3 protein-coding genes are annotated in these 5,590 nt (G+C 66.1%); all 3 read left to right on the top strand.

Translation table 11 applies throughout. The features are described from left to right. On the top strand, positions 1–2,256 hold a 2,256-nt coding region (locus NP534_RS25350; protein WP_274100536.1), incomplete at its 5' end, for a non-ribosomal peptide synthetase. 63 nt (positions 2,257–2,319) lie between these two features. Further along, the gene (gene macA, locus NP534_RS25345; RefSeq protein ID WP_186664591.1) at positions 2,320–3,477 is read left to right on the top strand and encodes a macrolide transporter subunit MacA; all 1,158 of its coding nucleotides are present in this window, start codon (positions 2,320–2,322) and stop codon (positions 3,475–3,477) included. A 2-nt stretch (positions 3,478–3,479) separates the two neighbouring features. Further along, positions 3,480–5,483: a MacB family efflux pump subunit gene (locus NP534_RS25340; RefSeq protein ID WP_443201100.1), complete on the top strand. Its 2,004-nt coding sequence runs from the start codon at positions 3,480–3,482 to the stop codon at positions 5,481–5,483. The last annotated feature ends 107 nt before the right edge of the window (positions 5,484–5,590 follow it).

The raw sequence follows: 5,590 nt of genomic DNA, 5'->3' as shown, positions 1-5,590 counted from the left end.
GAGTACCTGGGCCGCAACGACGACCAGGTGAAAATCCATGGCCTGCGCATCGAGCTGGGTGAAATCCAGGCCGGCCTGACGCGGATAGAGGGGATCAAGGAAGCCGTGGTGATCGCTCGCGAACAGCAGCTGCTCGCGTACTACACGGGCCAATTCCACCCGGTGGAGGCGCTGCGCTCGTCGTTGCTCGGGCACCTGCCGACGTTCATGGTGCCCGCGCTGTTCATGCACCTGCCGGCGCTACCGCTAAGCCCCAACGGCAAGCTCGACCGCAAGGCCTTGCCGCTGCCAGACGCCGAAGCCCTGCAAAACCGCGAATACCAAGCCCCCGAAGGCGACACCGAAACCCTGTTGGCGAAGCTATGGACCGACCTGCTGGGCCTGGAGCGGGTAGGCCGCCACGACAACTTCTTCGAACTGGGCGGCCATTCCCTGGCCGCGATCCGGCTGGTCGACAAGATCACCAAGGCGGGTTTGCAAGTGGCCATCAACGATGTGTTTCAGCAGCCCAGCGTCGCCTTGCTGGCGGCGCGGCTGGGCAACCGGGATGCCGCGCCGCGTGGTGTGATCACGGTGCGGGCCCGCGGTACGCAGACGCCGCTGTTCCTGGTTCACGAATTCACCGGCCTGGACTTCTACTTCCCGGTGCTGGCCCAGCACCTGCCCGGTGACTTCGCTATCTACGGACTGCCCGGCGTACCGGGTGACCGCCCACAACCGCGCACCCTGGAGTGCCTGGCCCGCTACCACATCGAGCAGATGCGCAGCGTACAGCCGCAAGGGCCGTACCGCCTGGCCGGCTGGTCGTTCGGTGGGGTACTGGCCTTCGAGATCGCCAACCAGTTGCTGGGTGCGGACGAGCCGGTCGAGTTCCTGGGCTTGATCGACACCTATGTGCCGCGCCTGGCCGACCAGGGCAAGGCGCGCTGGGAGGGGCCGCGTGCACTGGAGCGGCAGTTGCTGGCCAACTGCAGCCTGTTCTGGCGCACGCAGGGCCCGGCAGGCGCCGACAAGCTGGCGCGGCTGCAGCACCTGGAAGCCGGGGAGGCCGAATTTGCCGCCCTGGTAGCCAGTTGCCGCGAACATCAGCTGCTGTATGGGCTGTGGGCGAGCATGACGGATGCGCAACTGCAGCACTACTTCACCCGCGAACTGGCGCACGGCCGAGCATTGGCGCATTACCGCCCTGCGCCGCTGAGTGTACCGGTGCACCTGCTGCGCGCCGAGCAGGGCAGCGACAGCCTGTCGGCCCTGGGTTGGGGCGAGACGCTGCCGACTCAGGCGCTGGTCGCCCTGGGCGTACCGGGCGACCACCGCAGCGTGATGCAGGCGCCCCATGTGGCCGCGCTGGGGCAGGTGCTCGGGCAGGCGTTGGGCGTGGTGCCTAACGCCGAGGTGGCGGCTTATCAGCCGTTGGTAGCGATCCAGACCGGTCAGGCTGGGCACGCGCCGGTGTTCTGCGTGCCGGGGGCCGGCGACAGCGTCACCAGCTTCATTGGCCTGGCCGAAGCGCTGGGGCCGGACTGGCCGCTGTATGGCTTGCAGGCCCGCGGGCTGGATGGCTGCTCGGTGCCGCACAGCACGGTGGAAGCCGCTGCCGATTGCCATGTGCTGGCGATCGAGGCGCTGTACCCGCAGGGGCCGTTGAACCTGGTCGGGCATTCGTTCGGGGGATGGGTGGCACATGCCATCGCCGCCAGGTTGCAAGCCAAGGGGCGGCAGGTGCGCTCATTGACGCTGATCGACAGCGAGGCCCCGGGCGAGGGTGGTACCTGTGGCCAGCCCTACACCTTCGGCGAAGCGTTGCAGCGGCTGATCGACGCGCTGCAGCTTTCCACTGGCAAAACGCTGGGCATCGACCCAGGTGCATTTGCCGACGCCAGCGACGATCAACAGCTGAGCCAACTGCACGCAGCCATGGTCCGGGTCGGCTTGATGCCGGCACGGTCGCGGCCCGCTGCGCTGGACGGCACCGTGCGCACCTTCGCCACGGCATTGCGCACGGCCTACCGGCCAACGCTGGCCTACAGCGGCGCGGTCGGGCTGGTATTGGTGGACGACCCGGGCCTGGATGCCTTGGGCAATGCGCGCGAGCATGCCGCCATGCAGGCCGGCTGGCAGCAACTGATGCCGAAGCTGGCGCTGTGGCAGGGGCCGGGTGACCACTTCAGCATCCTCAAGGTGCCGGACGTGTTCAGCCTGGCAGCCTGGTGGCACGACGGGCAGGCGCTGCAGCACGGCAAGGTTACCCCGTAATGATCGGCCTCCCCGACCCCGCTGGGGTCGGGTTATGCGAATCCCGAGAGAAAGTGAGTGTTCATGGAAAAGTCCAGATTCCGCAAATTCGGCCTCGGCATCGCCGTGGCCCTGGTGGCCGGCATCACGCTGTATGCCATCCAGGCCCCGGCCAAGCCGCCGCAGTACATCACCGCCACGGTCGAGCGTGGCGATATCGAGAACGCCGTGCTGGCCACCGGCACGCTGGAGGGCATCAAGCAGGTGGACGTCGGTGCCCAGGTTTCGGGCCAGCTCAGGTCGCTGAAGGTCAAGCTGGGCGACAAGGTCAGCGAGGGCCAGTGGCTGGCCGAGATCGACCCGCTGGTGCTGCGCAACACCTTGCGCCAGGCCGAAGTCGACGAGGACAAGCTGCAGGCCGAACGGCGTTCGACCCTGGCCCAGCTCAAGCAGGCCCGGCGGGTGTATGAGCGTTATCGCGAACTGCAGGCCGACGAGTCGGTGTCGCGCCAGGACTTCGAGAATGCCGAGTCGGAGTACGAAGTGCAGCAGGCCGCCGTGCGCTCGCTCGATGCGCAGATCCAAAGTGCCCGGGTCGAAATCGACACCGCCAAGGTCAACCTGGGTTACACCCGCATCAATGCGCCGATCAACGGCCATGTGGTGGGCATCGTCACCCAGGAAGGGCAGACCGTGATCGCCAACCAACTGGCCCCGGTGCTGCTCAAACTGGCCGACCTCGACACCATGACCGTGAAGGCGCAGGTGTCCGAAGCCGATGTGATCCACATCAGCCCCGGCCAGCAGGTGTACTTCACCATCCTGGGCGAAGACAAACGCTACTACGCCAAGCTGCGCGGCACCGAGCCTGCCCCGCAGAACTACGCGCAAAGCTCCGACAACAGCGATGGCAGCGCCGCCAAACCCAATGGTGCGGTGTTCTACAACGCGCTGTTCGAAGTGCCGAACCCCGAGCATCGCCTGCGCATCTCGATGACGGCCCAGGTGCATATCGTCCTCGACACCGCCCAAGGGGTGCTGACCGTGCCGGTGGCAGCGCTGGGCGCACGCAATGGCGACGGCAGCTTCCCGGTGCGGGTGCTCGATGCCAAGGGCTTTGCCCAGGTGCGCAACGTGCAGGCGGGGATCAACAACAACGTCAAGGTACAGGTGAAGGACGGCCTGGCCGAAGGTGATCGGGTGGTGATTGGTGAGCCGGTGTCCGGCGAAGCAGGGGCGTGAGCATGAACATGAATGTCGAGCTGAGCGCGCCCCTGGCCGTGGCCAACGGCAACGGCGAACCGTTATTGCGCCTGCAGGGCGTCAGCCGCAGCTTCCTGGCGGGCGACCGCGAGTTCCTGGCACTCCAGGGCATCGACCTGCAGATTCACAGTGGCGAGCTGGTGGCGATCATCGGCGCATCAGGCTCGGGCAAGTCGACCTTGATGAACATCCTCGGCTGCCTGGACAACGCCAGCAGCGGCAGCTACCAGGTTGGCGGGCAGGAGACCCGCACGCTGGGCGATGATGCCCTGGCAGCGCTGCGCCGCGACCACTTCGGTTTCATCTTCCAGCGCTACCACCTGCTGCCGCACCTGGATGCCCTGCACAACGTCGAGATCCCTGCGGTGTATGCCGGCACCCCACAAGGGCAGCGTCACACGCGGGCACGTGAGTTGCTCACGCGTCTGGGCCTTGTAGGGCACCTGGGGCACCGCCCCAGCCAGCTTTCCGGGGGGCAGCAGCAGCGGGTGAGTATCTGCCGGGCGCTGATGAACGGCGGCCAGGTGATCCTCGCCGATGAGCCGACCGGTGCGCTGGACACTGCCAGTGGCAAGGAGGTGATGAACATCCTGCTGGAGCTGCACGCGGCCGGGCACACGGTAATCCTGGTCACCCACGACCCCAAGGTCGCCGCCCATGCCGAACGGATCATCGAGGTCAGCGACGGGCAGATTGTCAGCGACCGGCGCACCGGCACGGCGGCCGTGCCCACCCCGGCCGCGGAGCCGCCACGGGCCGTCGAACCTGCCCGGCGCCTGGTGGCCAGCCTGGGGATGTTCCGCGAGGCCTTCAAGATGGCCTGGATCGCCTTGATCTCGCACCGCATGCGCACCTTGCTGACCATGCTCGGGATCGTCATCGGCATCACCTCGGTGGTGTCCATCTCGGCCATCGGCGAGGGCGCCAAGGGCTATGTGCTCAAGGACATCCAGGCGATCGGCAGCAACACCATCGATATCTATTCGGGCAGCAACTTCGGTGACAGCCGGGCCAAGACCATCGAGACCCTGGTGCCGGCCGACGTGACCGCGCTCAACGCGCTGTACTACGTTGACAGTGCCACCCCGGTGATCGGCCAGAGCACCTTGGTGCGCTACCGCAACCTGGACGTCGACGTGCAGCTCAATGGCGTCAGCGAACACTACTTCCAGGTGCGCAACATACCCCTGGCTGCAGGCATCGTGTTCAGTGCCGACGACGCCCGGCGCCAGGCACAGGTGGTGGTGATCGACCACAACACCCGCAAGCGGCTGTTCGGCCCCCATGTCGACCCGCTCGGGCAGGTGATCCTGGTAGGCAACCTGCCGTGCACGGTGATCGGCGTCACGGCCGAGAACAAGAACCTGTTCGTCGCCAGCAACCAGCTGAACATCTGGGTGCCCTACGAGACCGCCGCTGGCCGCGTACTCGGCCAGCGCCATCTGGACAGCATCAGCGTGCGCATCAAGGACGGCGTGCCGAGCAAGCGGGTGGAGGAGGAGGTGACCAAGCTGATGCTGCAACGGCACGGCACCAAGGACTTCTTTACCAACAACCTCGACAGCATCATGCAGACGGTGCAGAAGACCAGCCGCTCGCTGACCCTGCTGCTGTCGCTGATTGCCGTGATCTCGCTGGTGGTCGGGGGTATCGGGGTGATGAACATCATGCTGGTGTCGGTGACCGAACGCACCCGGGAAATCGGTATTCGCATGGCGGTGGGGGCGCGGCAGTCGGATATCCGCCAGCAGTTTCTGGTAGAGGCGGTGATGGTCTGCCTGTTTGGCGGGGTGGTTGGCATTGGCTTGTCGTACGGGATCGGCTATCTGTTCGAGTTGTTCGTCAAGCAGTGGGAGATGGTGTTCTCGCCGGCCTCGATTGTGATGGCGTTTGCCTGTTCGACCTTGATTGGCGTGTTGTTCGGGTTTGTGCCGGCACGTAATGCTGCGCGGCTTGATCCGATCGAGGCGCTGGCGCGGGATTGAGTTTTGCCTTGTCCGGCCTCTTCGCGGGGCAAGCCCGCTCCCACAGAGACTGCACTCCCAAAGAGACTGTGCTTACTCTGTGGGGCGAGCTGCAGAAGCCGCTCGAC

Source organism: Pseudomonas sp. 39004 (assembly GCF_028682155.1).
Taxonomy (GTDB): Bacteria; Pseudomonadota; Gammaproteobacteria; order Pseudomonadales; family Pseudomonadaceae; genus Aquipseudomonas; species Aquipseudomonas capeferrum.
Note: the sequence above shows the minus strand (reverse complement) of the source record. Positions and strands in the feature narration are given on the sequence as shown.

Excerpts from the sequence above, each read along its gene's own strand:
- macA (WP_186664591.1), top strand. The coding sequence starts at position 2,320 with ATGGAAAAGTCCAGATTCCGCAAATTCGGCCTCGGCATCGCCGTGGCC.
- NP534_RS25340 (WP_443201100.1), top strand. The coding sequence starts at position 3,480 with ATGAACATGAATGTCGAGCTGAGCGCGCCCCTGGCCGTGGCCAACGGC.